This window comes from Sphingobium fluviale (genome assembly GCF_004122115.1).
Taxonomy (GTDB): Bacteria; Pseudomonadota; Alphaproteobacteria; order Sphingomonadales; family Sphingomonadaceae; genus Sphingobium; species Sphingobium fluviale.
Window position 1 is genome coordinate 21,113 of record NZ_SBKP01000013.1, and the last position, 25,934, is coordinate 47,046.

At 63.5% G+C, this 25,934-nt stretch carries 24 protein-coding genes; 16 read left to right on the forward strand and 8 right to left on the reverse strand.

Going from position 1 to position 25,934, the window contains the following annotated elements; genetic code table 11:
• The first annotated feature begins 174 nt into the window (after nucleotides 1-174).
• The 4 genes from EQG66_RS12140 to rsmA all read left to right on the forward strand — a co-directional run bounded on the left by EQG66_RS12140 (nucleotide 175) and on the right by rsmA (nucleotide 5,731).
• Nucleotides 175-2,430: an LPS-assembly protein LptD gene (locus EQG66_RS12140; RefSeq protein WP_129404863.1), complete on the forward strand. Its 2,256-nt coding sequence runs from the start codon at nucleotides 175-177 to the stop codon at nucleotides 2,428-2,430.
• 108 nt (nucleotides 2,431-2,538) lie between these two features.
• Nucleotides 2,539-3,888: a peptidylprolyl isomerase gene (locus EQG66_RS12145; protein WP_425470245.1), complete on the forward strand. Its 1,350-nt coding sequence runs from the start codon at nucleotides 2,539-2,541 to the stop codon at nucleotides 3,886-3,888.
• 3 nt (nucleotides 3,889-3,891) lie between these two features.
• Nucleotides 3,892-4,923, forward strand: coding sequence for a 4-hydroxythreonine-4-phosphate dehydrogenase PdxA (gene pdxA / locus EQG66_RS12150; RefSeq protein WP_129404865.1), 1,032 nt, complete (start codon nucleotides 3,892-3,894; stop codon nucleotides 4,921-4,923).
• A complete protein-coding gene (gene rsmA, locus EQG66_RS12155) occupies nucleotides 4,916-5,731 on the forward strand; it encodes a 16S rRNA (adenine(1518)-N(6)/adenine(1519)-N(6))-dimethyltransferase RsmA (RefSeq protein ID WP_129404866.1) in 816 nt (271 codons plus the stop codon). Before pdxA ends, rsmA begins: the two co-directional genes overlap by 8 nt.
• On the opposite strand, the gene EQG66_RS12160 is transcribed toward rsmA, so the two are convergent.
• The 4 genes from EQG66_RS12160 to EQG66_RS12175 all read right to left on the reverse strand — a co-directional run bounded on the left by EQG66_RS12160 (nucleotide 5,720) and on the right by EQG66_RS12175 (nucleotide 9,991).
• Nucleotides 5,720-6,265: a tetratricopeptide repeat protein gene (locus tag EQG66_RS12160; RefSeq protein ID WP_181951810.1), complete on the reverse strand. Its 546-nt coding sequence runs from the start codon at nucleotides 6,263-6,265 to the stop codon at nucleotides 5,720-5,722. The genes rsmA and EQG66_RS12160 overlap by 12 nt on opposite strands.
• A gap of 71 nt (nucleotides 6,266-6,336) precedes the next feature.
• On the reverse strand, nucleotides 6,337-7,521 hold the full coding sequence (locus EQG66_RS12165) for an RsmB/NOP family class I SAM-dependent RNA methyltransferase (RefSeq protein WP_129404867.1): 1,185 nt from the start codon (nucleotides 7,519-7,521) through the stop codon (nucleotides 6,337-6,339).
• Between the two features lie 114 nt (nucleotides 7,522-7,635).
• Entirely contained in the window at nucleotides 7,636-9,093 is a 1,458-nt protein-coding gene (guaB, locus tag EQG66_RS12170; protein ID WP_129404868.1) for an IMP dehydrogenase, read from the reverse strand.
• Between the two features lie 88 nt (nucleotides 9,094-9,181).
• Entirely contained in the window at nucleotides 9,182-9,991 is an 810-nt protein-coding gene (locus EQG66_RS12175; protein WP_129404869.1) for an HpcH/HpaI aldolase/citrate lyase family protein, read from the reverse strand.
• A 93-nt stretch (nucleotides 9,992-10,084) separates the two neighbouring features.
• Between EQG66_RS12175 and EQG66_RS12180 the strand changes: the two genes are divergently transcribed.
• Both EQG66_RS12180 and EQG66_RS12185 read left to right on the forward strand, forming a co-directional pair.
• On the forward strand, nucleotides 10,085-11,074 hold the full coding sequence (locus EQG66_RS12180; RefSeq protein WP_129404870.1) for an SPFH domain-containing protein: 990 nt from the start codon (nucleotides 10,085-10,087) through the stop codon (nucleotides 11,072-11,074).
• A gap of 15 nt (nucleotides 11,075-11,089) precedes the next feature.
• Nucleotides 11,090-11,539: an NfeD family protein gene (locus tag EQG66_RS12185; protein WP_129404871.1), complete on the forward strand. Its 450-nt coding sequence runs from the start codon at nucleotides 11,090-11,092 to the stop codon at nucleotides 11,537-11,539.
• Between the two features lie 129 nt (nucleotides 11,540-11,668).
• Here EQG66_RS12185 and EQG66_RS12190 read toward each other — a convergent pair whose 3' ends face one another.
• Together EQG66_RS12190 and EQG66_RS12195 are read right to left on the reverse strand one after the other, a co-directional pair.
• Nucleotides 11,669-11,983 (reverse strand): hypothetical protein, encoded by a 315-nt coding sequence (locus EQG66_RS12190; RefSeq protein WP_129404872.1) that lies wholly within the window; start codon nucleotides 11,981-11,983, stop codon nucleotides 11,669-11,671.
• A 131-nt stretch (nucleotides 11,984-12,114) separates the two neighbouring features.
• The gene (locus tag EQG66_RS12195; RefSeq protein WP_129404873.1) at nucleotides 12,115-13,728 is read right to left on the reverse strand and encodes a phosphoenolpyruvate carboxykinase; all 1,614 of its coding nucleotides are present in this window, start codon (nucleotides 13,726-13,728) and stop codon (nucleotides 12,115-12,117) included.
• A gap of 293 nt (nucleotides 13,729-14,021) precedes the next feature.
• Between EQG66_RS12195 and EQG66_RS12200 the strand changes: the two genes are divergently transcribed.
• Genes EQG66_RS12200 through EQG66_RS12240 form a run of 9 tightly spaced genes read left to right on the forward strand, consistent with a single transcriptional unit; the run spans nucleotide 14,022 to nucleotide 21,699 of the window.
• Nucleotides 14,022-14,750 (forward strand): response regulator transcription factor, encoded by a 729-nt coding sequence (locus EQG66_RS12200; protein ID WP_129404874.1) that lies wholly within the window; start codon nucleotides 14,022-14,024, stop codon nucleotides 14,748-14,750.
• On the forward strand, nucleotides 14,719-16,317 hold the full coding sequence (locus tag EQG66_RS12205) for a stimulus-sensing domain-containing protein (protein WP_129404875.1): 1,599 nt from the start codon (nucleotides 14,719-14,721) through the stop codon (nucleotides 16,315-16,317). Before EQG66_RS12200 ends, EQG66_RS12205 begins: the two co-directional genes overlap by 32 nt.
• The gene (locus EQG66_RS12210) at nucleotides 16,314-16,784 is read left to right on the forward strand and encodes an HPr kinase/phosphorylase (protein WP_129404876.1); all 471 of its coding nucleotides are present in this window, start codon (nucleotides 16,314-16,316) and stop codon (nucleotides 16,782-16,784) included. The genes EQG66_RS12205 and EQG66_RS12210 overlap by 4 nt, the downstream gene beginning before the upstream one ends.
• Nucleotides 16,781-17,731 carry an RNase adapter RapZ gene (gene rapZ / locus EQG66_RS12215; RefSeq protein WP_129404877.1) on the forward strand — a complete coding sequence of 317 codons (951 nt, stop codon included), beginning with the start codon at nucleotides 16,781-16,783 and terminating at the stop codon, nucleotides 17,729-17,731. The genes EQG66_RS12210 and rapZ overlap by 4 nt, the downstream gene beginning before the upstream one ends.
• Nucleotides 17,728-18,135 carry a PTS sugar transporter subunit IIA gene (locus EQG66_RS12220; RefSeq protein ID WP_129404878.1) on the forward strand — a complete coding sequence of 136 codons (408 nt, stop codon included), beginning with the start codon at nucleotides 17,728-17,730 and terminating at the stop codon, nucleotides 18,133-18,135. The genes rapZ and EQG66_RS12220 overlap by 4 nt, the downstream gene beginning before the upstream one ends.
• A complete protein-coding gene (locus EQG66_RS12225; protein ID WP_129404879.1) occupies nucleotides 18,132-18,407 on the forward strand; it encodes an HPr family phosphocarrier protein in 276 nt (91 codons plus the stop codon). The genes EQG66_RS12220 and EQG66_RS12225 overlap by 4 nt, the downstream gene beginning before the upstream one ends.
• Before the next feature lie 6 nt (nucleotides 18,408-18,413).
• On the forward strand, nucleotides 18,414-19,220 hold the full coding sequence (locus EQG66_RS12230) for a TrmH family RNA methyltransferase (protein ID WP_129404880.1): 807 nt from the start codon (nucleotides 18,414-18,416) through the stop codon (nucleotides 19,218-19,220).
• Nucleotides 19,186-20,478 carry an MFS transporter gene (locus tag EQG66_RS12235; RefSeq protein ID WP_220428664.1) on the forward strand — a complete coding sequence of 431 codons (1,293 nt, stop codon included), beginning with the start codon at nucleotides 19,186-19,188 and terminating at the stop codon, nucleotides 20,476-20,478. The genes EQG66_RS12230 and EQG66_RS12235 overlap by 35 nt, the downstream gene beginning before the upstream one ends.
• 60 nt (nucleotides 20,479-20,538) lie before the next feature.
• Nucleotides 20,539-21,699: a mechanosensitive ion channel family protein gene (locus EQG66_RS12240; RefSeq protein ID WP_245988076.1), complete on the forward strand. Its 1,161-nt coding sequence runs from the start codon at nucleotides 20,539-20,541 to the stop codon at nucleotides 21,697-21,699.
• Here EQG66_RS12240 and EQG66_RS12245 read toward each other — a convergent pair whose 3' ends face one another.
• Nucleotides 21,700-22,704 (reverse strand): dipeptide epimerase, encoded by a 1,005-nt coding sequence (locus EQG66_RS12245; RefSeq protein ID WP_129404881.1) that lies wholly within the window; start codon nucleotides 22,702-22,704, stop codon nucleotides 21,700-21,702.
• An 18-nt stretch (nucleotides 22,705-22,722) separates the two neighbouring features.
• Entirely contained in the window at nucleotides 22,723-23,946 is a 1,224-nt protein-coding gene (locus EQG66_RS12250) for a polyhydroxyalkanoate depolymerase (RefSeq protein WP_129404882.1), read from the reverse strand.
• Nucleotides 23,947-24,107: 161 nt separating this feature from the next.
• Here EQG66_RS12250 and EQG66_RS12255 point away from each other — a divergent pair, with 161 nt between their 5' ends.
• Complete coding sequence (locus EQG66_RS12255) at nucleotides 24,108-25,928, forward strand: ABC transporter transmembrane domain-containing protein (protein ID WP_425470246.1); 1,821 nt, start codon at nucleotides 24,108-24,110, stop codon at nucleotides 25,926-25,928.
• Nucleotides 25,929-25,934 lie beyond the last annotated feature (6 nt).

Genomic DNA, 25,934 nt, shown 5'->3' on the forward strand with positions numbered 1-25,934 from the left:
TACTCTCTTTCAGCAAGCAGGGGCAGATATGGACCGGCGTTACACCAGCCGCCCCATGATGGTAAAGCGCAGACGATCCGCGATGATATGATTGCTGGAGGGATTGCGGGATGCACCCTGATGCAATAGGCGGTCTTCATCCACCCCTTGCCGCATGAGCCGATTGCAGACCTGATGGAATTTCCGCTCTCTCCTCCATACAAAGCGCGCCAGCGACATGCGCTGGCTGGCGTGACGACGCTGATGCTGGCGCTGGCGGCGCAGAACGCTCAGGCGCAAGCGGACCAGCAGTCTCCTCCCCCCCCCCTCGCTTCCACAACGATGGATCAGGCAGACGAGATTGCCTTTTCGGCAGACCTACTGGAGTATGACGAAAACAGCGATATCGTTACCGCGACCGGCAATGTGATTGCCGTGCGCGAGGGCAACCGCCTGCGCGCAGACAAGGTGGTCTGGAACCGCACCACCGGGCGGGTAGACGCCAGCGGCAATGTATCCACCACCGATGTCGAGGGCAATGTCGCCTATGGCGATACGCTGGAAGTGACGGACACTCTGAAGGACGGCATCGCCGAAAACCTGCTGCTGGTGATGACGCAGGGCGGCAGGCTCGTCGCGCGCCGTGGAGAGCTGCGCGATGGCGTCTATTATCTCGATCAGGCAGCCTATTCGCCCTGTTCCGTCGAGGGTGCGAAAGGCTGTTCCAAGGAGCCGAGCTGGCAACTGAAGGCCGTCAAGGTGCGCTATGACCCGAAGCGGAAACGGGTTTATTACAAGACGGCAAGTCTGGAGTTGTTCGGCATCCCGCTTGGCGTGTGGCCCGGTTTTTCTCATCCGGCGGGCAACGCGGGGGGATCGGGCTTTCTTCTGCCCGATTTTCGCATCAACGGCCTGAACGGTTTTGAGCTGGCCCAGCCTTATTACATCAAGCTCGCGTCCAACCGGGACATGACGCTTACGCCGCATCTCTTTTCCAATCAGGCGCCAATGCTGGAAGGCAATTACCGCGCATGGATCGGGCGCGGTTCATACAATATGCTCGGCTATATCACCAACAGCGTGCAGAGCGACGGCGTGGCGGGCGCGCAACCGAGCGACCGGCAGTTTCGCGGCTATATCGAGGCGAGCGGTTCCTATCGTTTCAACCCGGAGTGGCGGCTGTATGGATCGGTGCGCCGCGCGAGCGACCGCACCTTCCTGCGTCGCTACAGCATCAACGGCGACGACCGGCTGCGCACCACGCTCAAGGCCGAACGGATAGACGCCAACAGCTATTTCTCGCTGACCGGCTGGGCGGTGCAGACCATGCGCCTCGGCGATAATCAGCGCCAGATGCCGATTGCGCTGCCGGTTATGGATATGCGCTGGCGCCTACCTGCGCCCGTTCTGGGCGGGCGGGTACAGCTTCAGGCCAACAGTCTCGCGATCAGCCGCAGCAGCGGGCAGGATACGCAGCGCGCCTTTGCCTCTGCCCAGTGGAAGTGGCGCGGCCTCACCGGCATGGGGCAAGAGCTGGCGCTCACCGCTTATGCGCGTGGCGATGCCTATCACAGCAGCAATACGGCGCTTAATCCCATCGCCGCCTATGCCGGCAAGGGTGGATGGCAGGCACGGGGCATCGCGGCCCTCTCTGCCGATGCGCGCTGGCCGTTCGTGGGAGATTTTCTGGGCGGAAGACAACGGATCGTGCCGCGCGTACAGCTTGTCGCCGCGCCCCATCTCGCCAACATTGCGCTGCCCAATGAAGATGCGCGCAGCGTTGATCTGGAAGACAGCAACCTCTTCGCGCTTAACCGCTTTCCGGGCTATGACAGGTTTGAGGACTCAAGCCGCCTCACGCTGGGCATAGAATATGGCCTTACGCTCAGGGACTTCACGCTAGAGAGCGTTATCGGTCAAAGTTTCCGCCTTACCCGCCGCCCGACATTGCTGCCGGATGGCACCGGCCTGACAGACAGGGAGTCCGATTTTGTCGGCAGGACGACGGTGCGCTTCCGGGATTTTCTGGCGCTTACCCATCGCTTTCGTCTGGACAAGGACAATCTCGCCATCCGCCGCAACGAGGTGGACGCCACTATTGGCTCGCGTCGTACCTATGCGGTCATCAGCTATCTGCGGCTGGACCGGAATATCACACGCCAGCTGGAAGATCTGGCCGACAATGAGGAAATGCGGATCGGCGCGCGTGTTGCGATTGCGCGCTACTGGTCTGTCTTTGGCTCGACCGTGATTGACCTGACCGGCAGAAACGAGGTTCCGGGAGTTTTGGCAGACGGCTTCGAGCCGGTTCACCATCGCCTGGGCATCGACTATCGCGACGACTGCCTCAACATCTCGTTCATCTGGCGGCGCAGCTATCAGGCCAGCGGCGATGCGCGCACCAACAACAACTTTCAGCTTCGGCTGGCGTTTCGCAATCTTGGCATATAAGGGTTGCTGTTCAGGGGCGGATGTCACTCAGCCAGGGTTCATCATCGGGGCGGTAAACGGCCTGCCTGTAACAGTTTGTTGAGAAGAGTAGTGTCGCAGATGGTCATAATGAAAACCGCCGCATTCCGGCGCGCTGCAAAGGCTTCTTCGGTTCGTTGTCTGGGGATGGCCCTTCTGGCGCTTGCGGCGGCCACACCCGGCACCGCCCAGAACGCAACCGATTCGCTCAAGCTGCCCGAAGACCTGACCATCTTCGAGGACCGCGACCCCAATCTTCATAAGCCCACCGCTGTCGTCAACGGCCAGATCATCACCAAGACCGATGTCGACCAGCGCATGGCGCTGATCGTGCTGGCGAATGGCGGCAAGATCGCGGACGAGGAACTGGCGCGCCTGCGCCTTCAGGTGCTGCGCAACCTTATCGACGAAACGCTTCAGATCCAGGAAGCGGCGGCCAACGACATCACGATCACCAAGCCGGAGCTGGAGGAGAGCTTTGCGCGTGTGGCGACCAATTTCCGCCAAACGCCCAAGGATTTCGCGAAATATCTGACCACAAAGGGCAGCTCCGCCGCCAGCATCAGCCGCCAGATCGAGGCGGAGACCGCATGGAGCCGCCTGCTCCGCCGCAAGGTTCAGCCGTTCGTCAATGTCAGCCAGGAGGAAGTGAAGGCGGTCATTGACAAGCTCAACGCCTCCAAGGGCGCGGATGAATATCGGGTGGGCGAGATTTATCTTTCGGCCACGCCGGAAAACGCCGATCAGATCTTCGGCAACGCGCGCAATATCATCGACCAGATCCGCCAGGGCGGCTCTTTCGCGGCGTATGCGCGCCAGTTTTCCGAGGCATCGACAGCGGCGGTGGGTGGCGATCTGGGCTGGGTGCGCGCTGGCCAGTTGCCAGACGCGCTGGCGCAGGCGGTTGCGGAAATCCAGGTTGGCCAGATTGCCGGTCCGGTGGCCATACCCGGCGGCTATTCCATCGTCTTCCTGAGCGACAAGCGCAAGGTTCTGACCGCTGACCCGCGCGATGCGGTGCTCAGTCTCAAGCAGATTTCCATCATCTTCCCCAAGGGCACGGGAGAGGCGAAAGCAAATGCGATCGTCAAGACCTTCGGCGAACAGATGAAAGGCCTGCAAGGGTGCGGCAGCGTGGCCGATATCGCGGCAAAGCTGGGCGCCGATGTGATCGACAATGATAATGTGAAAATCCGCGATCTGCCGGCGCCGTTGCAGCCGCTGATGCTTGACCTTCAGGTGGGGCAGGCAACCCCGCCCTTCGGTTCTCCCGACAGCGGGGTGCGCTCTCTGGTGCTGTGCGGCCGGGATGACCCGCAGGACGCCGGCGCGCCCTCCTTCGAGCAGATCATGTCCCAGATCGAGGATGAGCGCGTGAACAAGCGTGCGCGCATCTACCTGCGCGATTTGCGGCGAGACGCGATCATCGACTATAATTGAGCCATGCCTGCTTCCCTAAGCCATGATGCCCTTCCCCCGCTGGCGGTAACGCTGGGCGATCCGGCGGGGATCGGGCCAGAGATCATCGGCAAGGCATGGGCAGTGCGCGAGGCGCATGGGCTTAGCCCCTTCTTCGTTATCGGAAGCAGCCGTGCGATCAGCGCCGTCTGGAATGGCCCGATTGCGCGGATCGGCTCGCCAGACGAGGCACGGGCCGTCTATGGCTCTGCCCTCCCCTGCCTTGAGATCGAATGTACCGGCGAAATTGTGCCGGGCCAGCCCGATGCGGATGGCGCGCACTGTGCGCTGCATGCGCTGGAGATCGGCATCGGCCTTGCCAAATCCGGGGTGGCGAGCGCACTTGTCACCGGCCCGGTCGGCAAGAGCCAGCTCTATGCGGTGGGCTTCACGCATCCGGGGCAGACGGAATTTATTGCCGAGCGCTGTGGCATCGCGCGTGACAATGCGGTGATGATGCTCGCCGGGCCATCGCTGCGCGTGATTCCGGTGACGATCCATATCCCGCTGCGCGATGTGGCGGATGCGCTGTCCGTAGACTTGATCCGTGTTCGTGCGCTGGTCACAGCCAGAGGGCTTTGCCGCAATTTCGGCATTGAAAAGCCGCGCCTCGTGGTGGCGGGGCTAAACCCCCATGCGGGAGAGAACGGCAATCTGGGGCGCGAGGAGATGGAGATCATCCAGCCTGCTGTCGAGTCCCTCCGGGCGGAAGGGCTGGAAATCAGCGGGCCGTATCCGCCCGATGCGCTGTTTCATGAGAGCATGCGCGAAACTTATGATGCGGCGCTGTGCATGTATCATGATCAAGCGCTGATCCCTTTGAAGACGCTGCATTTTGACGAGGGCGTCAACATGACTTTGGGCCTGCCGATCGTGCGCACCTCGCCCGATCATGGCACCGCGTTCGGCATCGCCGGCCAGAACATCGCCAGCCCCGGCGCGATGATCGCCGCGATCCGCATGGCCGAAAAGGCGGTGCGCGGCAGGCTGACCCTTAGCGAAAGCGCCTGTGGCTGATCTTCCGCCGCTGCGCGATGTGATTGCCCGGCACGGCCTGCGCGCGAGCAAGGCGCTGGGCCAGAACTTCCTGCTGGACGAGCAATTGCTCGGCCGGATCGCCGCGATACCGGGCGATTTTGCGGGCGCCTCGGTGTTCGAGGTCGGCCCCGGCCCCGGTGGCCTGACTCGCGCGGCACTGAAGGCGGGCGCACGGGTGACGGCAGTGGAGATGGACCGGCGCTGCATCCCTGCGCTGGAGGAACTGGGCGCGGCCTTTCCGGGGCAACTCACGATCATCGAGGGTGATGCCATGAAGGTGGACGCGCGCCTTGCTGCGGGCGATGGCGCGCATATCCTTGCCAACTTGCCCTATAATGTCGGCACACATCTGCTCGTGGGCTGGCTATCGGCGGAGTGGAAACCGTGGTGGGCTTCGCTTACGCTCATGTTTCAACAGGAGGTGGCAGAGCGCATTGTCGCGCCGGTAGGAAGCGAGGCCTATGGCCGCCTCGCGGTGCTGAGCCAGTGGCGCACGGAGGCAAAGATCGCGATGAAGGTGCACCGCAGCGCCTTCACGCCGCCGCCCAAGGTGATGTCCGCCGTGGTGCATATCACGCCTGCCGATGCGCCGGAGGGAGTGAAGCTTTCAACCTTGGAGCGTGTAACCGCCGCCGCCTTCGGCCAGCGCCGCAAGATGCTGAGGCAGAGCCTTAAAGGGTTGCCCGGCGCGCTCGACGCGCTGGAGGAACTGCGCATAGACCCGCAACGCCGCGCGGAAACGCTCTGCGTTGAGGAGTATGTCGCGATTGCGCGGCTATTGGGGTGAGGCGGGCTTAGCTGAAACGGCGGGTGTGGTCGGCAGGCCCGTCACCACCGCAAGATCCTTCGCCTTTTGGGCGCTGTGAATTGCCGCCTGCTTCTCGATCAGTGCGCCCAGCTCCGCAATCTGAGGGCAGCTTCCCCGGCACAGCGTCTGCATGCGCGAGAGGTTTTCCTTGGCGTTGGCAATCGCCCCCCGCTCAGCCAGTGCGCGCACCGTGCCTGAGAGCGCCGCCATATCGGTCGGCTCCAGGCTCAACGCCGCATTGTAAAAGCGCACCGCCTTGCCCTGAAGCCCCTGCCCGCGCGCGACATCACCCAGCGCCACGAACACCGCTCGGTTGCGCGGGTCTGCTGCGAGCGCGCTCTCATAGGCATCGTTGGCGCCATCGATATTGCCTGCCGCGCGCGCGGCATCGCCCTGTGCCTGCCACGCCAGCGAAACGGGATCGATCTCGTTATCCGGCCGCTTGCTGATGCCCACGCTGGAGACAACGAGCGCCAGGCTGGCAAGGGCAAGGGTAGGCGGAGTGAAGCGCATGAACGTCTCCCAAAGGCCGCGCGGTCTGGCCTTGAGGCGGGGCTGTTCAGCACTGTTTCCCGGACTTCGCCTCATATCCTCACCAGCGCGGCGATGAAGAATCCATCCGTGCCATCATGCGCGGGCGTTAGCAAGCGGCCTTCACCATATTTGCGGCCTGCGGCTATGGCGGTGTCGTCTGCGCGCCAGCCGGGATGGCGCGCGAGGAAGGCGTCTATCTGCCCCGCGCCTTCCGCATGGGTGAGCGCGCAGACGGCATAGACCAGCCGTCCGCCGGGGCGGACGAGCGGCACGGAGATGTCCAGAATTCGGGATTGCTCAGCCACCAGCCGCTGAAGGCGGTCAGGCGTCAGCCTCCAGCGCGCCTCCGGGTTGCGGCGCCAGGTGCCGGTGCCTGAGCATGGCGCATCGATCAGCACGACATCGGCTTGCCCCGCGAACGGCGCGAGCGTAGCAGTCTCCTTGCCCGCATCGAGCAGCAGCGTCTCGATAAACCCGGCCCCCGCCCGCGCCGCGCGATCCGGCAGGCGGGAGAGGCGGTCCCGGTTCACATCCGCCGCGATCAGCCTGCCCTGCCCCGCCATATCGGCGGCGAGCGCCAGCGTCTTGCCGCCCGCCCCGGCGCATAGATCCACCACCGCCATGCCGGGCATAGCGGCACAGGCGCGCGCGATGTGCTGGCTGCCCGCGTCCTGAATCTCGATCAGGCCGTCAGTATAAGCGGCCGATTGCTCGACATTGGTGTTGTCGTGCAGGCGAAGCGCATTGGGCAGGCCCGCTATTGGTTCGGCATCGGCCAAGTGGCCGCGCACCTGCTTGGGGCTGGCCTTCAGCGTGTTGACGCGCAGATCGAGAGGTGCGCGCTCCAGCAGGGCGGCGTGCTCGGCGCTGTGCTGCACTGGCGCGGAGAGATGGGGCATCAGCCAGTGCGGCACCATGCCGGGGGATGCGCGTACCTCGTCGGCGCGGATCGGCGCGGGCGCGTGAGGCGAAGCGTCAAACAGGCTCGCCAGTTCCGGCTGCTGCTCAGTCAACGCCAGCATCGCCGCGCGCCCAGTCGCCGGGGTTTCCGCGCACAAACGGATCGCCGCATAGATATACTCCCGCACCGCCCGCCGGTCTTTCGATCCGGCATAGCGGCGCTCCTTGAAATAGCGGGCAATGAGCGTGTCTGCCGCGGCTCCACCCTCTCTCGCGGCGACGATGATCGCATCGAGCAGCTCTATCGCCGCCTGAACGCGCGCCTGCGGGGTCATATAACCACCTTCCGCTTTAGGGGAGGTGGCAGGAGTGAGGAATTTCCGGCACTTTCGTTCTGCAAAAGACCCACCCCAACCCCTCCCGCATGCGGGAGGGGCTTTCTATGCCGTTTACCGCGTCGGATAATTGGGCGCTTCCCGCGTGATGGTCACGTCATGCACATGGCTCTCGCTCAACCCCGCATTGGTGATCTGCACGAAGCGGGCGCGGCTTTGCAGATCGGGGATCGTGCGGCTGCCAGTATAGCCCATCGCTGCCTTCACGCCGCCTACAAGCTGGTGTATGACATCGCGCGCGGGGCCCTTGAACGGCACCTGCCCCTCGATCCCTTCCGGCACGAGCTTCATCTGGTCCTTGATGTCCTGCTGAAAATAGCGGTCCGCGCTGCCGCGCGCCATCGCGCCGACGCTGCCCATGCCGCGATAGCTCTTATAGGCCCGGCCTTGGTACAGGAAAGTCTCGCCCGGTGCTTCCTCGGTCCCCGCGAGCAGCGAGCCGATCATTACCGCGCCCGCGCCCGCCGCCAGTGCCTTGGCGACATCGCCTGAGGTGCGCAGTCCGCCATCGGCGATGACGGGGATGCCGGACTTGGCGGCTTCCTCCGCCGCGTCCATCACGGCGGTGAGTTGGGGCACACCGACGCCCGCGACCACGCGGGTGGTGCAGATCGACCCCGGCCCGATGCCGACCTTGACGCAGTCCGCGCCCGCATCAATGAGCGCGCGCGCGGCCTCTGCGGTGGCGACGTTGCCCGCCACCACCTGCACGCTGTTCGACAGCTTCTTGACCGCCGAAACAGCAGCGGAGACCATCCTGCTATGGCCGTGCGCGGTATCGATGACGATGAGATCGCACTCGGCGTCTATCAGCGCCTCGGTGCGCTCCAGACCTTTGTCGCCCACGGTCGTCGCCGCAGCCACGCGCAGCCTACCGGCTTCGTCCTTGGTCGCCTGCGGATAGGTGACGGCTTTCTCCATGTCCTTGACGGTGATGAGGCCGACGCACCGATAGGCATCGTCCACCACCAGCAACTTCTCGATCCGCCGCTGATGCAGCATCCGCCGCGCTTCCTCCTGAGATACGCCAGCGGGGACCACGGCAAGATTGTCCTTGGTCATCAGCTCGGCAACGGGCTGGGCCGGGTTTTCCGCGAAGCGCGTGTCGCGGTGGGTGAGGATGCCGACCAGCTTGCCGCCGGCCTCCACAACGGGAATACCGCTGATGCGGTGGCGCTGCATCAGCATCTGCGCATCGGCCAGCGTGGCGTCGGGCGTGATCGTGATCGGGTTTACGACCATGCCGCTCTCATAGCGTTTCACCGCACGCACGGCCGCAGCCTGTTCCTCGACCGAGAGGTTGCGGTGGAGCACGCCCATGCCGCCCAGCTGCGCCATCACAATCGCCATGTCCGCCTCTGTCACCGTATCCATCGCGGAGGAGAGGATCGGAATGTTGAGGCGGATCGCCTTCGTCACATAAGTGCCGGTATCGGCCTGGCTGGGCAGCACATCGGACTCGCCCGGCTGAAGCAGCACGTCATCGAATGTGAGGCCGAGGCGGATGTCCATGAGGTGCCACTTTCGTATCGCTATATGGGTGTGTGGCCGCCCATGTAACCATTTCACCGACGCAGGGCTAGAGCGACGAAAAGAAATTTCAGGCCTGCCCGGCCCGCTCCAGCAGGCTCCGCGCCTGCGCGATGTGCATGTCCTCGATCATGGCGCCTTCATGCCGCTCCGCCCCGCCGCTGAAGCCGGCAATCAACGCGCGCGCGTTTGCCAGTTCCTGCTCAGACGGCCCGAAGATGGTGTTTGCAGGCTCGATCTGGTTGGGATGAATGAGCGTCTTGCCATCGAACCCCAATGCCCGCCCGTCGCGACATTCGGCGGCAAAGCCATCAGGGTCTTCGAGCCTGTTATATACGCCATCGAACACCGCCTTGCCGGAAAGCCGCGCCGCAAGGATCGTCGATTGCATCGCCAGCATCAGGCCGGAGCGATCGGCGTCCAGCGGGATACGCAGATCATGGCGCAGGTCGTTATTGCCCATGAACAGCCCGGCGACGCCCGGCTCGGCGGCGATTGCCTGCGCTTCAACGATGCCGCGTGGAGACTCTATCATGGCGATAACGGAGCGCCCGGTAGCACGATGGACCTGCGCGGCGTGGGCTGCTGCTTCCACCTTCGGCAACACAATGAAATCCGGCGTGAGGCCAGAGAGCGCGGAGATGTCTGCGCCGTGATGTGGGCTATCGACCGCATTGACGCGTACCGCCACCAGCCTGTCACCAAAGCCCTCCAGCAGGGCCGGGCCAAGCGCCGCGCGGGCTTCCTCCTTGCGATCCTCCGGCACCGCGTCCTCCAGATCGAGGATCACCATATCGCACGGCAGGCCACGCGCCTTCCCTATCGCCCGCTCGTTGGAGGCGGGGAGGAACAGCAGCGAGCGGGCATGGCGAAGCAGCATGAGGCAGGCCTTTCTGGTAAAAGCGAATTGCCTTTCCCCCTCCCCCATTTCACGGCATAGTGAAAGTATAAATTCAAACGGCGGAGACGTGCGATGGGTGCAGGCGTTGCCTTTATGCTGGTTTTGCTGGTGCTGATCTATCTGGCGGCCAGCATCAAGATCGTTCGGCAGGGGTATCAGTACACGATAGAGCGGTTCGGCCGCTTTACCGAGGTGGCTCGCCCCGGCCTCAATTTCTATCCTGCATTCTTTTACAGTGTTGGCCGCAAAATTAACATGATGGAACAGGTTGTTGATATTCCGGGTCAGGAAATCATCACCAAGGACAACGCGATGGTCGCGGTGGATGGCGTGGTGTTCTTTCAGGTGCTCGATGCCGCCAAGGCCGCTTATGAGGTGAGCGAACTTTACGTCGCCATCATGCAACTCGCCACCACCAACCTGCGCACGGTGATGGGCTCGATGGACCTGGACGAGACCCTTTCCAAGCGTGACGAGATCAACGCCCGCCTGCTCTCGGTGGTCGATCATGCCACCAACGCCTGGGGCATCAAGATCACCCGTGTGGAACTCAAAGACATCCGCCCGCCGTCAGACATCGTCAACGCGATGGGCCGCCAGATGAAGGCCGAGCGTGAAAAGCGCGCGCTGATCCTTGAGTCGGAAGGGCTGCGCGCTTCGGAGATCCTGAAGGCCGAGGGGCAGAAAGCCTCGCAGATCCTTGAGGCCGAGGGCCGCCGCGAGGCCGCTTTCCGCGATGCCGAGGCGCGCGAGCGCGAGGCCGAGGCCGAGGCCAAGGCGACTCAGATGGTGTCAGACGCGATCGCGGGCGGCAACGCGCAGGCTATCAACTATTTCATCGCGCAGAAATATGTCGAGGCAATCAGCCAGTTCGCTACGTCGCCCAATGCCAAGACGATCCTGTTCCCGGTGGAAGCAACGCAGCTTATCGGCACGCTGGGCGGCATCGGCGAGCTGGCGAAGGAAGCGCTTTCGGGCGGGGACGGGGGCGGCGCCCCCCCTCCCCCTGCCGCGCCCCGCTCTGTTCCGCCCTCTCGCCGCGGGCCATTCGAGGGACAATAGGTCAAAAGGAGCGCCATGATGATCGAACAGATGATCGACAATCCGTGGTGGTGGTTGGGCCTCGCCGTGCTGCTCGGCATCGGCGAGATCGTGACGCCCGGCGTCTTCCTGATTTGGGTAGCGGTGGCAGCGGCCATTGTCGGCGCGGTATCGATGGCGATGCCGATCCCGCTGGCGCTTCAGTTCCTGCTGTTTGCCGGGTTGTGCCTGCTCGCTGTGTGGGCCGGGCGGCGCTGGTATCGCGACAATCCCGTCGCCTCGCAGGACCCGCTGCTCAATGATCGCATGGCCCGCCTCATCGGCAAGCATGTTGTCGTGGTCGATGCGATCACCAATGGCGAAGGCCGGGTGCGGGTGGACGACGGCACATGGACCGCTAACGGCCCGGATGCGCCTTCTGGCACGCAGATGGTCGTAGTGGGGGTAAGCGGTGCGGCATTGGTGGTGGAGCAGCCGGGCGAATAATCACGCCCGGCTCTCGCCGCTTAGAGCGCGCTGCGTTAAATCTGACGCAAGATGCGCGCTCTAACTTTTTGTTGTCGCATCGTTTTTTGCCAAAAACCGGTTCCCACTTTTTGGCACGATGCTCTATTCTCAGCTTTTGCCAAAGAAACCCTTGGCTGCATCGGCCAGACCGCCAAGGCCGCCGCTGTCTCCGCCAAGCATGTCACCGACCTTACCGAGCAGGTCTTCGGCCCCGCCGCCGCCAAGGCCGCCCAGCATTTCCTGAATCTTCTCGACCGGTAGGCCATGCTGCTCCGCCGTCTGCATCAGCGCGGCCATCTTGTCGCCGCCCTCGCCCATATTGGCGGTGAGTGATTCGGTGAGGGATTTGATCTGGTCCGCAGGCAGGCCGAGCTTGCCGGCGATTTCATCGAGGTTGAGATTTTCCAGAAGCTTGTCGAACATGGCCCGCCCTTTCGTGAAAGTGAGGGGGGAGCATAGCAGACGCGCGTCACGCTGGCGATGGCCGGTGAGGCCAGACAAAAGGGCGCGAAAGCCAGTGCCTCCGCGCCCTATGAGCATTGATATGCAATGTTTTATTCGGCGGCGAGCATCACACCCGGCGCAGCATCCAGCACCGAAGCATCCACATGGTCGGCAAACTGTGCGAAATTATCGACAAACTGCTGAACCAGCTTGGCGGCTGTCTCGTCATAAGCGTTCTTGTCGGCCCATGTCGCACGCGGATCGAGGATCTCGCTTTCCACACCTGCAACTGCCACCGGCACCTCGAACCCGAAATTGGGATCGGTGCGGAATGCAGCGGCGTTCAGGCTGCCATCAAGCGCGGCATTGAGCAGCGCGCGCGTCACCTTGATCGGCATGCGCTTGATGCCGGGATCGGTCGCCCGCCCGCCCGACCAGCCGGTGTTGACCAGCCAGCACTGCGCGCCGCCTTCGGCAATCCGCTTTTTCAAGAGGTTGCCATAGACGCTGGGGTGGCGTGGCATGAAAGCGGCGCCGAAGCAGGTGCTGAAGGTCGCCTGCGGCTCGGTCACGCCGATTTCGGTGCCAGCAACCTTGGCGGTATAGCCAGAGAGGAAGTGGTACATCGCCTGATCGGGCGTCAGCCGCGCGATCGGGGGGAGCACGCCAAAGGCGTCCGCCGTCAGGAAGATGATGTTGGACGGCGGCGGGCCGAGGTTCTTCTCGCTGGTATTCGGGATGAACTCGATCGGATAGGCGCCACGCGTGTTCTCTGTCTTGCTGGCATCGGTGAAATCCAGCTCACGTGTCGCCTCGTCCATCGCCACGTTCTCAAGGATCGTGCCGAACATCTTGGTGGTGGCGTAGATTTCCGGCTCGCCCTCTGCAGAGAGGTTGATCATCTTGGCATAGCAGCCGCCCTCAAAGTTGAAAACGGCCTGGTCAGACCAGCCATGTTCATCATCGCCGATCAGCGTACGGCTGGCGTCTGCCGAGAGGGTGGTCTTGCCGGTGCCCGACAGGCCGAAGAAGATCGCGCTCTTGCCATCCGCGCCGATGTTGGCGGAGCAGTGCATCGGCATAACGCCCTGAGCCGGGAGCAGATAGTTGAGGAGGCCAAACACGCCCTTCTTCATCTCGCCCGAATATTCGGTGTTACCGATGAGGATCAGCTTCTCGGTGAAGTTGACCGCGATCACCGTGTCGCTGCGAGAGCCGTGGCGGGCCGGTTCGGCCTTGAAGCTGGGCAGGTTGATGATGGTGTATTCCGGCGCAAAGCTAGCCAGCTCATCCGCCTTGGGGCGCACCAGCAGCGTGCGAACGAACAGGCTGTGCCAGGCCATCTGGGTGACGACGCGCACGTTGACGCGATATTCGGGCTGGCTGCCGCCAAAAAGGTCTGCGACAAAAAGCTCGTCCTGATCCTTCAGCGCGGCCAGGAAATCGGCCTTGAGGTTGGCCCAATGCTCGCCTGACATAGGCTGGTTGATGGCGCCCCAGTTGATCGTGCTTTCGGTGGTGGCGTCGCGCACCACGAACTTGTCCTTGACGCTGCGCCCGGTGAACTTGCCGGTATCGACCAGCAGCGCACCGTCCTTGGTCAGCTTCCCCTCGCCGCGCTTCACCGCCTGCTCGACCAGCGGACTGGTGCCCAGATTCCAGTGAAGGGTTGCGTCGGTTACGATGCCCTGATCGGTCAGGGGTGTTGAGGAATACGCCTGCACGCGCTTCTCCCTAAAAGATTTATTACGGTTCCCGGATGGAACTCGTTATACCATCGGCACGGGCTACAGTAGCCGCACGACTTGCGTCACGCATTGGCACAGTTCTGCACAACCGACTCTGGGGCGCATAGTCTCTGGAGGTCGTTACGTCAATTAAACTGGTGGTTAATGGCGCGGATTAAGGACGTTTCGGCGCGATCAAGGGCCGGAAGGCGGTAAAAAGCAGCGCGACCATTAACCCATGCCGGACGGGGCGTTGCCGCTGCGTCCGCATTGCGATATTCCTGCCGTCAATGACCGACACAAACGCCGCCCCCACGATCGCGCTCATAGACGATGACCGCAACATCATCACTTCGCTTGCTATCGCATTGCAGGGCGAGGGTTTTGTTACCCGGCTGTATACGGACCCGGAGGCCGCATTGAAGGCGCTGGCCGACAACCCGGCAGACATCGCGGTGTGCGACATCAAGATGCCCCGGCTCGATGGCATAGAGCTGCTGCGTCGCCTGCGCGAGAAAAGCGCGATGCCATTCATCTTCCTTACCTCCAAGACAGACGAGCTGGATGAGGCGCTGGGCCTCGCCATGGGCGCGGATGACTATATCTCCAAGCCCTTTTCCCAGCGGCTGCTGATTGCACGAATCAGGGCGATCCTGCGTCGTACCGACATGAGCCGCGCTGCCGCCGCCGGTGATGGAGTCGCGCCGCCGCCTGCCGAGCCAATGGTGCGCGGGCGGCTGGCGATGGACCCGGACCGGCATCTCGTCACCTGGAACGACCGATCCGTAACCCTCACCGTGACCGAGTTTCTGATTCTTGAGGCGCTTGCCGCGCGGCCAGGCGTGGTAAAAACCCGCAATCAGCTTATGGATGTTGCCTATCAGGATGATGTCTATGTCGACGACCGCACCATCGACAGCCATATCAAGCGCCTGCGCCGCAAATTTCGTGAGGCTGATCCCGATTTCAACGCTATAGACACCTTGTATGGCGCCGGATACCGTTTCTCAGAAGGATAGGCATATCCCCTATCCACCGATTTCGTGGCGTGGCGGCTTCAGCCTCACATGGCGCATATTGGCGGTCAACGTCATCGCGCTGGCGCTGCTGGCGGGCGGTTTTTTCTATATCGACAGCTATCGCGCCCGCGTGGTTGATGAGCGGCTGGTGCAATCGGCCCGGCGCATGGAGATGATCCGCGATGTGGCGCCTTCTATCCCGCCTGCCAGCCTGAACGAGCTGCTGCGCGGGCTTTCCCTGCGCAACGCCGAGCGCATCCGCCTCTATGACCCTTCAGGCGTCCTCAAGTTTGACAGCGCCACTGCGGGCGGCGCGGCCTATATGCTGGTGGACCCTGATGAGGAGCCGCTCAAGCGCCATGTCGCGCGGTTTCTCGATGAGATGGTCGATGGCGTGGTGGATGCCGAACCCCTCCCCCCGTTCGAGGAGCCGCGATCCGACATCGCATCAGGATGGCCTGAGCTGAGGGAGGCTGCCCGCACGGGGCAGGCCGTTTCCACTGCCCGCTTTGCGCCCGATCGCACACCGATGATCAGCGCTGCGATTCTTCTTGGCAACGGCGACTCCCTGCTCGCCATCACCAATGCGCGCGACATCACCCGCGCAGTGCGGGCAGAGCGGTTGCGCCTGACCATTGTGCTAACGCTGGCGCTGCTGAGTTCGATCTGGCTTTCGCTGTTTCTGGCGCGAACGATCGTGCTGCCCTTGCGCAAGCTGGCGCGGGCCACGGCGCGGGTGCGGCTGGGCCGTGCGCGTCAGGTCAAAATACCGCGCCTGCCAGAGAGGCGGGACGAAATCGGCGCACTCGCCCGCTCTGTCGCGGACATGACAGAGGCGCTGCGCAACCGCATCGACGCGACGGATAGCTTCGCGGCCGATGTCAGCCACGAGCTGAAGAACCCCATAGCCTCGCTTCGCTCCGCGCTGGATGGCCTTGGCACAGTCAGCGACCCAGAGCTGAAGGCGCAGTTGCTCGGCATCGCGCAGGATGATGTGATGCGGCTTGACCGGCTGGTTACGGACATTGCGGAGGCCTCGCGCATCGACGCCCAGCTCTCGCATACCCGATTCGAGCCGGTCGACCTCGGCCAGCTCATCGAGCAGATGCTGCTCGCCCGCGAGGCGCGGGGCATTGAGCGGGGCGTGCGCCTCGCCTTTGCGCGGCCCAGGCGGGATGTCGCGGTGGTGATGGGCGAGGAGGCACGGCTGATCCTGGTGATCGACAACCTGCTCGATAACGCAGTGTCCTTCTCTCCCCCCGGCGCGCTGGTGCAGGTGACGGCGACTGTGCTGAACGATGAAGTGCTGCTCAGCGTGGAGGATGAAGGGCCGGGTGTGCCGCCGGCAGAGCGCGAGACGGTGTTTCGCCGGTTTCACAGCGTGCGGCCTGAAAACGAGAGCTTTGGCAAGCATAGCGGCCTCGGCCTCGCCATCGCGCGCAGCATTGTTGAAGGGCATCAGGGCCGCATCGTGATAGCCGATCGCGATGACGCGGCGCAGGGCGCCCGGTTTGATGTCTATCTGCCGCTCGCACATCTCAACGATCCGGGCATCGCCTCGGAATGAGCGACGAGGCGGACCCGGATTTTGCGGGCACGGTGCATGGCAGCAGCGTGATGATCGAAGGGCGTGGCGTGTTGATCCGTGGCCAGAGCGGCGCAGGAAAATCGGACCTTGCCCTGCGCCTGATCGACAGGGGCGCGACTCTGCTGGCGGATGATTACACGCAGATAGCGCGCGAGGGAGACGCGATATTTGGCCGCGCGCCGGAGACTATCGCCGGACTGATCGAGGTGCGTGGACTGGGGCTGGTGCCCATGCCGCATGGGCAAAGCGCGCCGATTGCGCTCATTATCCAGCTCATCGACGCGCCGCCAGAGCGCCATCCCGATCCGCTGCCCAGCTGCAAGCTGTGTGGCCTAAGCCTGCCGCTGCTCATGCTCAATGGCTTTGAAGCCAGCGCCCCGATCAAGATTGAACTGGCGTTGCGCCACATAAACGGCCAGACTGGTGGCTGGGAGCCAATGCGATGACTGAGGGCCATTCCAAGTCGATAGTGTTGGTGTCCGGCATGTCGGGCGCTGGCAAATCCACCGCGCTGAAGACGCTGGAGGATCTGGGCTGGGAGGTGGTGGATAATCTGCCGCTCATGCTGCTCGAACGGCTGATGGATGCGCCGCCAGCGCCAGATTCCAAGAACCGCGATCGTCCCCTCGCCATTGGCATCGACAGCCGCACCCGCGGGTTTGATGCCGCCGCGCTGGTGCAACGCATCAAAATGCTGCGCGATCATGAGAGCTGGGATATCGAAACGCTCTACCTCGATTGCTCCGGCGCGGAGCTTGAGCGCCGCTATGCCGAAACGCGGCGGCGGCACCCGCTGGCCGAGGACCGCCCTGCAGCGGACGGCATCGCGCGCGAACGCGAACTGACCGAGCCGTTGCGCCGCTGGGCAGGCCAGGTGATCGATACCACAGCGATGTCGATCAACGACCTGCAACAGGAAATCCGCGCGCGCTACAGCCGCGATCCCAATGAGCGCACGGTACTCACCATATTGTCCTTCGGCTTTTCGCGCGGAGTGCCGCGCAACGCGGACCTGATGTTCGACATGCGCTTCCTGCGCAACCCGCACTGGGATGATGCGCTGCGCCCGCTCACGGGGCAGGCAGACGCCGTGGCAGCCTATATCGCGCAAGACCCGGCCTATGAAGACGCCGTTTCACAAATCGAGCATCTGTTGCTCACCCTGCTGCCGCGCTATCAGCAGCAGGGAAAATCCTATGTCACCATCGCGTTCGGCTGCACCGGCGGTCGTCACAGATCGGTACATGTTGCCGAACGTGTCGGCAGATACTTGCGTCAGGCCGGTTTTTCGCCCACGGTCCTGCATCGCAACATGGAATCGGCGCCGCACAATGCCACAGAACAGGCAGGCAGCGCCCAAAAACAAGGTTTTCGGGGCGAACATACGGCATGATTGGCTTGGTTCTGGTAACGCACGGCAAGCTGGCGAACGAGTTTCGCGTGGCTATGGAGCATGTGGTCGGCCCTCAGCAGGCGATCGAGACGATCTGCATCGGCCCGGATGACGACATGGAGACGCGGCGCAGCGACATTGCGCGCGCAGTGGAGAAGGTCAACAGTGGCGCCGGCGTCATCCTGCTGACGGACCTGTTCGGCGGTACTCCGTCCAATCTTGCCATTTCGCTGCTGAAGGCGGGCGAGGTGGAGGTGATCGCCGGGGTCAACCTGCCGATGCTGATCCGCCTCGAAAGCGCGCGCAAATCCATGAAGGTGACGGCGGCGGTGGCCGCCGCGCGCGAGGCGGGACAAAAATATATCAGCGTCGCCTCGGAATTGCTGGGGGGAAGCGGGAAATGAGCGATGCGGTGAGCCGCGAGGTACAGATCACAAACCGGCGCGGGCTTCATGCACGGGCGAGCGCGAAGTTCGTGACGATGGCGAGCGCCCTTCCCGCCCAGATCACCGTTTCCAAGGATGGATCGAGCGTGACCGGCACCTCGATCATGGGCCTGATGATGCTCGGCGCGGCGATGGGCGATTCGATCACCATTGCCGCCAGCGGCGATGACCACGAACAGGCGCTGGAGCAGCTCGTCGCGCTGGTCGAGGGCAAGTTCGGCGAGGACTGAGCCGCCGTGCGCCGCGAGATTACCGGATTTTCCAACCCGCTGGTAAAGCGCGTGCGCTCTCTGCGCGAAAAGAAGCACCGCAAGCGCGAGGGGCTGTTTCTGGCGGAAGGCCTGCGCATCATGACCGAGGCGCGCGAGGCGGGCGCGCTGCCTGAAATGCTGTTCTATGCTGCCGAGGTCGCGCCGCATCCGCTGGCCTCCGCGCTGATGGACGCGGTGGATGAAGCGGGCAGCGAGGTGATCGCCACCAGTGCGGACATCCTCTCCAAAATGTCCGGCAAGGACAATGCCCAGACTTTAGTGGGCGTCTATGCAGACCGGCTGACGCCGATCAACGCGCTGGACCGCGCATCGGCGGACATCTGGCTGGTGGCGCAGTCGCTGCGTGATCCCGGCAATCTGGGCACCATCCTGCGCACGGGCGATGCGGTCGGCGCGGGCGGGCTGATATTGGTCGATGATTGCGTAGACCCTTTCTCCGTCGAAGCGGTGCGGGCGAGCATGGGCGCGCTGTTTACGCAGGCCATCGTCCAGTGCAGATGGCAAGAATTCATTGGCTGGCTGCGCTCCGGCCACGGCGCGCTGGTCGGCACCAGCTTGCAGACCGATCAGGATTACCAGCAACCCGCTTACACCGCTCCCACCTTCCTGCTCATCGGCAACGAGGCGCGCGGGCTGCCAGCGGACTATGAAGCGGCATGCGATACGCTGGTCAAGATTCCGATGCTGGGCAAGGCGGACAGCCTCAACGCGGCGGTCGCGGCAGCGGTGATGGCGTATGAAGTACGCAACCAGTTGCGGCGGAGGGGATGAGGGCATGATGTGGGCGCACAGGCGGGTGTTGACGGCGAGCCTCGTCGGCACGGCGGTCGAGTTCTACGATTTCTATATCTATGCCACAGCCGCCTCGCTCGTGTTCGGCCCGTTGTTCTTCCCCTCCACCTCGCCGGCCACACAGCTCATGGCATCCTACGCCAGCTTTGCCGTCGCTTTCTTCGCGCGGCCACTGGGAGCGGCGGTATTCGGTCATTATGGTGACAAGATCGGGCGCAAGTCCACACTGGTCGTCTCGCTGATGCTGATGGGTGGCTCGACCCTCGCCATCGCATTTCTGCCGACCTATCAGGCGATCGGCTTCTGGGCGCCGTTGCTGCTGTGCCTCATGCGCTTTGGCCAGGGCTTTGGGCTGGGCGGCGAATGGGGCGGCGCGGCGCTGCTGGCGACGGAGAACGCTCCGCCGGGTTGGCGCGCGCGCTTCGGCATGGTGCCGCAGCTCGGCGCGCCGGTGGGCTTCCTGTTCGCCAACGGGCTGTTCCTGCTACTGGGGCGCTATCTCGATGACGCGCAGTTCATGAGCTGGGGCTGGCGCATCCCGTTCCTCGCCAGCGCGATCCTCGTTATCCTTGGGCTGTGGATTCGCCTCAAGATCACGGAAACGCCTGAATTCGCCGTGATCCTTGAGCGGCAGGAGGCCGCAAAAGCGCCAGCCATAGCCGTGATCCGCGAGCATCCCGGCGCGCTGCTCGCAGGAACCTTTGCCGCCGTCGCTTGCTTCGCGATCTTTTACATCACCACGGCATTTGCGCTGGGCTATGGCACCGCGACGCTGGGGATAGCGCGCGAGCATTTCCTCGTGCTTCAGCTTATTGCCATTATGTTCATGGCGCTGAGCATCATTCTTTCCGGCTGGTGGTCTGATGTGCGCTCGCCCCGCTCTGTGCTGATCGCCGGATGCGTGATGAGCGTGCCGATGGGCATCGCCTTCGGGCCGCTATTGGGGCTGGCGAGCGATGCGGGCATATTGCTTGCGCTCTCAAGCGGCCTTTCCGTCATGGGCTTTGTCTATGGGCCGCTGGGCGCGTTTCTGCCCTCGCTGTTCCCGGTGCGGCTGCGCTATTCCGGCATATCCTTCGCGTTCAACATGGGCGGCATATTCGGCGGGGCGCTTGCGCCCATCGTCGCGACGGCGCTGGTGGCGCGCTGGAGCGCGAGTGCGGCGGGCCTCTATATGTCTGCCGCAGCGGCCCTTAGCCTGATTGCGCTGATGGCGCGGAACCATAGACGGGCTTGACGCGTTGAGCGCGACGCGCAAGGCTGCCCGCCGTTCCCGATGATAGAGTTTTTCCGGTCCATGCCCTCCCAGCCACTACTGTCCCTGTCAGCCAGCCCCAGCCCTGCCGGTTTCGATCTCGAACTGGCGGAGCTGCGCCATATGGTTCATCTCTCACAGCAGTGGCTCTCCAGCCATATCGTACCGATTCTGCTCGCGACGATGGTCGGCCTCGCGCTCTATCTCGTGATGGCGCTGGTGCGCCGCAGCCTGGCCCGCAGGCGGAGGGTGGAGCACGGCCAGCCCGATATGGCGGCGATTCTTGTGCGCACCTTCTCACGCACCACGCATATTTTCATGATCTTGGCCGCGGCGCGGCTGGTCGTGGGATACGCCTATCCGCCGGAGCTGATCTTCACCACGATCCGCTTCCTCTTCACCATAGTGGCGGTGTTTCAGGGCGCGATCTGGACGCGCGAGTTCATCCTCGGCCTGATCGAGCGCCGGGCCGAGGAAGATGGCCGGGGCGAGACACTGGCGAACGCGATGGGGCTGATCCGTGTACTCGTCACCTTCACGCTCTTCGCAATCGCCGCGATCATGGTGCTCGATAATCTGGGCGTCAACGTCACCGGGCTGGTGGCGGGGCTTGGTATTGGCGGCATAGCTATCGGCCTTGCCGCGCAGGGCATCTTTTCCGACCTGTTTTCGGCGCTCTCGATCATTTTCGACAAGCCATTTCGCAAGGGTGACACGATCCAATTCGGTACGACCACAGCGACGGTGGAGCATATCGGCCTCAAGAGCACCCGGCTGCGCTCGGTCGATGGCGAGCAGAGGATCGTCGCGAATGCGAAACTGCTGGAGCAGGAGATTATCAATTATAACGACATCGCGGTGCGGCGTTATCTCTTGCCGCTGGGGCTGGTCTATCAGACCCCGCCCGACAAGGCAGAGCGCGTGCCGGAGATCGTGAAGCGAGCGGTAAAGGAGGCCGGCGCGGAGTTTCAGCGCGCAGGTTTCGTGCGCTTCGGCGCGAGCAGCCTCGATTACGAGGTCTATTTCATCGTGCACGGGCATGACATAGACCATGCGACGGCGGTGCGGCACAAGGTGGGAATCGCGATTTTGCGGCATTTCGCGGCCGAGGGACTGGAATTCGCCTATCCAACACAGACGACCTTCACCGCCGCGCCGGATGGCACCTATGTCTGGCCCTACGCACAGCCTAAAGAAAGCTGATTAGCCCGGCAGACCCCATAATGTGCCTGGGTGCAGCAGCCCATCGCGCACCGCGAGGCCCGCCTCCCTGTCTTTCGCCAGCAGCAGCGCGCCATCAAGGTCCACCCATTCCGCACGGCTGCCGAGCAGGAAGGCGGGCGCTATGCCGAGCGAGGTGGACAGCATACAGCCGATCATCAGCCGCTTGCCTTGCTGGTGCGCCATGTCGGCCAGCCCAATGCCCTCCGTCAGCCCGCCCGCCTTATCCAGCTTGATGTTGATCACCGGAAAGTCGGCAAGGCGCGGCATGTCTGCCCGGTCCTGACAGCTTTCGTCCGCGCAAAACGGCACCGGGGTGGCGATCCCGGCAAGCTGCGCTTCCTCGCCGTGGCGGATAGGCTGCTCGATCAGCTCCACCCCCAGCGCGGCAAGGGCGGATGCTTCGGCCTCCAGATCATGCCCGTTCCAGCTTTCATTGGCATCGACAATCAGCCGCGCATCGGGCGCGCCGGCGCGCACCGCCGCGATGCGGGCCGCGTCGCCCTCTCCGCCCAGCTTGCACTTCAGCAGCGTGAAACCGCGCGCGACAGCTGCGCGGGCGTCCGTCTCCATCTGCGCCGGTTCCGAAATGCTGATCGTGAAGGCGGTGGGCAACGGCGCAGGCTTGGCCAAGCCCGCGATCTGCCACACGGGCGCGCCTGTATATCGGGCTTCCCAATCCCACAGCGCGCAATCGAGCGCGTTGCGCGCCGCGCCGCGCGGCATCTGCGCGTTCACCCGCTCGCGCGACAGGCCGCCTGCCCCGGCTTCGTCAGCATAGGCACGGATCGCCGCCGCGCATCCTTCCGCATCCTCGCCATGATAATAGATCGGTGTCGCCTCGCCGCGCCCGACAAAGCGTCCGTCAGTGACGGTGCAGAGCACCACATCGACATGGGTCTTCGCGCCCCGGCTGATCGTGAACGCGCCAGCCACCAGCCAGCGCTCCACGGCAACGCTCTCAAGGCGGACTAAAGGGCGGATCATCTGATCTGCGTCCGCCGATCAGCCGTTATGCGTGGCGATCCACTCCTCAACCACGGGTGCGATTTTGGTGCGCCACTTGTTGCCGTTGAATATGCCATAATGGCCCGCGCCTTTGGCCATGTAATATTTCTTTTTCTCTTCGGGCAGGCCAGTCGAGATCTTCAAGGCCGCCTTGGTCTGGCCGAGGCCGGAAATGTCATCACGCTCGCCCTCGATTGCGAGAATCGCAACGTCCTTGATCGCGCCGGTATCGATGGTTTTGCCGCGATGCACAAATTCACCTTTGGGCAGGCTGTGCTTCTGGAACACCTCCTGCACCGTCTGGAGATAGAATTCCGCCGTCATGTCGCAGACAGAGCGATATTCGTCATAAAAGTCCTTGGTCATGTCTGCGCTGGCGTCGTCGCCGTCGACCAGATGCTTGAACATTTCCCAGTGGCTCATCATGTGGTTGCCAAGGTTCATAGACATGAACCCGGCAAGCTGCATGAAGCCGGGATAGACCCGCCGCCCGGCGCCCGCATACTGAAATGGCACGGTAGCCACCACATTCTGCTCGAACCAGCTGATAGGCCGTTCGGTCGCCAGCGTGTTGACCACGGTGGGCGCCTCGCGCGTGTCGATCGGCCCGCCCATCATCGTCAAGGTGCGCGGGCGGTTGGGATCATTCGCAGCAGACATCAGGCAGGTTGCGGCATAGCAGGGCACCGAAGGCTGGCACACCGCCAGCATATGTGCACCCGGCCCGATATGGCCCATCCAGTCGATCAGATAGTCGATATAGTCATCGAGATCGAAATTTCCGTCGCTCATCGGCACATTGCGCGCATCTCGCCAGTCGGTGATCCACACGTCATGTCCGGGCAGCATCCGCTCCACCGTGCCGCGCAGCAGCGTGGCGTAATGGCCAGACATCGGCGCGACGATCAGCAGCTTGGGCCTGCCCTTGGGCGCGCCCTTGACCACGAAATGCTTGAGCTGGCCGAAGTCCTTGCGCGCCTCAATCACTTCCTTGACCGCATATTCCTTGCCATCGATCACGGTGGTATCGAGGCCGAAGGCGGGCTTGCCACGCGGAGCGGAGGCGTGGGCAAACACCTCCAGCGCAGAGGCGAGGATCGGGCCTCCGCCGAAATAGGAAAGGGGGTTGGCGGGGTTGTTCAGAAGCTCCGCCCCGGCATTGGCCATGGCGCTGACGCCAGCGAGCAGATTGCGATGAAACTCATAGGCACTGTACAACATTTTTTTGGACCCTCATTGAGGCATTGCCGGCAGCATATACCGAAATGATTTTCAGGTTATTATCGCGCTGCACAATAGGCAAATGATTTTCTGTGCGGCGCGATTGCGGCTGATGCCAACGGCCCATTGAGAAAGACGTACGCCACTGCTAAGCGCCTCGCATGGCGAGAAACACCCCCCGCAGGCTAGATCCTGACGCGCCGCGCGGCTCTTTGGGCGAGCTGCGCTGGATCATGACCCTTTTGCGGCGCTACCCGGCGATGCTTGCGGCTGCGGGCATCGCACTGGTGCTCGCATCGGCAGCCACGCTGGCGATTCCCAGCGGCTTCAAGCTGGTGATCGACAAGGGCTTCACCAGCGGCGGCGGCGCGCAGGATATCGGCCGCTGGTTCCAGTATCTGATCCTCATCGTGATCGTGATGGCGCTGGCGAGCGCATCGCGCTTCTATTTCTTCTCGATACTCGGAGAGCGTGTGGTGGCGGATATCCGCATGGCCGTGCAGCGGCACCTGCTGCGCCAGCCGCCCAGTTTCTTCGAGGAAAACCGCCCATCAGAAATCTCCGCGCGCATGACGGCGGACGCTGCGGTGATCGAGCTGATCGTTGGCTCTACCATCTCGGTTGCCCTGCGCAACATGCTGACGGGTGTGGGCGGTATGATCTATCTGTTCACGATTGCGCCCAAGCTCACCGCCTATCTTCTGGTGGGAATACCGGTGGTCGTTCTGCCCCTTCTCGCGCTGGGGCGCCGCCTGCGCGGGCTGTCACGCGATAGCCAGGATGGCGTCGCCAACGTGGGCAGCATGACGGCTGAGATATTGGGTGCCATGCGCATCGTGCAGGCTTTCGGGCAGGAAGAACGCGAGGCGGATCGCTTTGCCGCCGCGGTGGGGCGGACGCTCAGCATCGCCCGAAAGCGCATCCGCATGCGCGCGATCATCACGGCGGTGGCGTTTTTCCTGATCTTCGGTTCGATTGTCGCGGTCATGTGGCAGGGCGCGCTCGATGTCGCGGCAGGCAGGATGACCGGGGGCAGCATCGCCGCGTTCGTCATCACCGGAGGCCTTGTGGCGGGGGCGTTCGGCTCGCTCTCGGAAAGCTGGGGCGATCTATTGCGCGGGGCGGGCGCGGCCGGGCGGCTGGGCGAGCTGCTGGCAAGCGAACCGGGCCTTGCCTCCCCAGCCAACCCTGTGTCGATCCCGGCGGGCGATGGCGGAGTGCGGATCGGCTTCGATCATGTCAACTTCCGTTATCCCACCCGGCCAGACAGGCTGGCGCTGGAGGATTTCACGCTCGATGTACAACCGGGAGAGACGCTGGCGCTGGTCGGGCCATCGGGCGCGGGCAAGAGCACGGTGCTGCAACTGCTGCTGCGCTTTTACGACCCGGAATCTGGAGCCATCCGCCTGAACGGCATGGCTCTGCCCGATGCGGCGCTGGGCGATGTGCGCGGTCTGATGGCCTTTGTGCCGCAGGAAACGATCATCTTTGCGGCCTCTGCGCGCGATAACCTGCGCTATGGCCGCTGGGACGCCAGCGATGCGGAGATATGGGACGCCGCGCGGGCCGCCAACGCGGAAGAGTTTTTGCGCGATCTGCCGCAGGGTCTGGACACGTATCTGGGCGACAATGGCGCGCGTCTGTCCGGCGGGCAGCGCCAGCGCATCGCCATCGCCCGCGCGATGCTGAGGAACGCGCCGATATTGCTGCTGGACGAGGCGACTTCCGCGCTCGATTCGCGCTCGGAGCATCTGGTGCAGCAGGCTATCGAGCGGTTGATGCACGGGCGCACCACCATCGTCATCGCGCATAGGCTCTCCACCGTGCGCTCGGCCGACCGCATCGTCGTGATGGATCAGGGACGCATCGCAGAACACGGCAGCCACGACGCGCTGATGCAGCAGGGCGGCCTCTATGCGCGCCTCGCCTCGGTGCAACTGACCGACAGCGAGACGAAGGCGGACGCCGCGCCCGCCGCCTGAGAGCAG

Excerpts from the sequence above, each read along its gene's own strand:
- EQG66_RS12140 (WP_129404863.1), top strand. The coding sequence starts at position 175 with ATGGAATTTCCGCTCTCTCCTCCATACAAAGCGCGCCAGCGACATGCG.
- EQG66_RS12145 (WP_425470245.1), top strand. The coding sequence starts at position 2,539 with ATGAAAACCGCCGCATTCCGGCGCGCTGCAAAGGCTTCTTCGGTTCGT.
- pdxA (WP_129404865.1), top strand. The coding sequence starts at position 3,892 with ATGCCTGCTTCCCTAAGCCATGATGCCCTTCCCCCGCTGGCGGTAACG.
- EQG66_RS12160 (WP_181951810.1), bottom strand. The coding sequence starts at position 6,265 with ATGCGCTTCACTCCGCCTACCCTTGCCCTTGCCAGCCTGGCGCTCGTT.
- EQG66_RS12165 (WP_129404867.1), bottom strand. The coding sequence starts at position 7,521 with ATGACCCCGCAGGCGCGCGTTCAGGCGGCGATAGAGCTGCTCGATGCG.
- guaB (WP_129404868.1), bottom strand. The coding sequence starts at position 9,093 with ATGGACATCCGCCTCGGCCTCACATTCGATGACGTGCTGCTTCAGCCG.
- EQG66_RS12175 (WP_129404869.1), bottom strand. The coding sequence starts at position 9,991 with ATGCTGCTTCGCCATGCCCGCTCGCTGCTGTTCCTCCCCGCCTCCAAC.
- EQG66_RS12180 (WP_129404870.1), top strand. The coding sequence starts at position 10,085 with ATGGGTGCAGGCGTTGCCTTTATGCTGGTTTTGCTGGTGCTGATCTAT.
- EQG66_RS12185 (WP_129404871.1), top strand. The coding sequence starts at position 11,090 with ATGATGATCGAACAGATGATCGACAATCCGTGGTGGTGGTTGGGCCTC.
- EQG66_RS12190 (WP_129404872.1), bottom strand. The coding sequence starts at position 11,983 with ATGTTCGACAAGCTTCTGGAAAATCTCAACCTCGATGAAATCGCCGGC.
- EQG66_RS12200 (WP_129404874.1), top strand. The coding sequence starts at position 14,022 with ATGACCGACACAAACGCCGCCCCCACGATCGCGCTCATAGACGATGAC.
- EQG66_RS12205 (WP_129404875.1), top strand. The coding sequence starts at position 14,719 with ATGGCGCCGGATACCGTTTCTCAGAAGGATAGGCATATCCCCTATCCA.
- EQG66_RS12210 (WP_129404876.1), top strand. The coding sequence starts at position 16,314 with ATGAGCGACGAGGCGGACCCGGATTTTGCGGGCACGGTGCATGGCAGC.
- rapZ (WP_129404877.1), top strand. The coding sequence starts at position 16,781 with ATGACTGAGGGCCATTCCAAGTCGATAGTGTTGGTGTCCGGCATGTCG.
- EQG66_RS12220 (WP_129404878.1), top strand. The coding sequence starts at position 17,728 with ATGATTGGCTTGGTTCTGGTAACGCACGGCAAGCTGGCGAACGAGTTT.
- EQG66_RS12225 (WP_129404879.1), top strand. The coding sequence starts at position 18,132 with ATGAGCGATGCGGTGAGCCGCGAGGTACAGATCACAAACCGGCGCGGG.
- EQG66_RS12235 (WP_220428664.1), top strand. The coding sequence starts at position 19,186 with ATGAAGTACGCAACCAGTTGCGGCGGAGGGGATGAGGGCATGATGTGG.
- EQG66_RS12240 (WP_245988076.1), top strand. The coding sequence starts at position 20,539 with ATGCCCTCCCAGCCACTACTGTCCCTGTCAGCCAGCCCCAGCCCTGCC.
- EQG66_RS12245 (WP_129404881.1), bottom strand. The coding sequence starts at position 22,704 with ATGATCCGCCCTTTAGTCCGCCTTGAGAGCGTTGCCGTGGAGCGCTGG.
- EQG66_RS12250 (WP_129404882.1), bottom strand. The coding sequence starts at position 23,946 with ATGTTGTACAGTGCCTATGAGTTTCATCGCAATCTGCTCGCTGGCGTC.
- EQG66_RS12255 (WP_425470246.1), top strand. The coding sequence starts at position 24,108 with ATGGCGAGAAACACCCCCCGCAGGCTAGATCCTGACGCGCCGCGCGGC.